Genomic DNA, 629 nt, shown 5'->3' with positions numbered 1-629 from the left:
ATTTATTACATCATTAATAAATGAATCCGATAATGCATTATACATGGTACTAAGGGTATCAATAGGGTGCAAAGCAGCGTTCCCCATGTTTTCCCACGTTTCCCAGTCTCCTAAAGCTTTTATTCCATCTATTGTATCGCTAACTGCTTGTTCCGTACCATCTACAATACCGTCCCAAATTTTTTCACCAGTAGATTTTTCAGGTAGCTTACCACACATTTCACCTTCTTCAATTGAATTGGCAGCTTGTCGTGCCCTCTCTTCTGTAATCGCTTGAATAGAAGTTGTCCATTCCATATTCAACCCTTGTGTACTAAATGTACCACTTGCAGGACTAAAACCTTTTCCACTTTGTACCTCTGCTAAACCTTGTGCGATACTAGCAGCTAGTTGAAGTGCTGTATCATAATTACTACTAGAAGTATAATTAAATTCATATAGATGTTCTAATTTTTCTTGCAGTTTTTTCCTCATGACAGTAAAAAGATTTGCCATAGCTTCCATACCTGGGATTGGCATAGCTTGACTGATGGCTTCCATACTTGCTTTCATTCGGTCAATTTCTCGAATTTGTTCTAATATTTCTTGTTCAATTACATCTGTGGAAGCGACTTGTGATTGAAATTGAC

General features: G+C 37.4%; 1 protein-coding gene. It reads right to left on the bottom strand.

The features are described 5' to 3' along the window. Positions 1 to 629 (bottom strand): LXG domain-containing protein (locus tag AC1DJR_RS32635; RefSeq protein ID WP_477004532.1); only part of this gene is annotated, 629 nt, incomplete at both ends.

This window comes from Bacillus sp. 05T31 (assembly GCF_056396725.1).
Note: the sequence above shows the minus strand (reverse complement) of the source record. Positions and strands in the feature narration are given on the sequence as shown.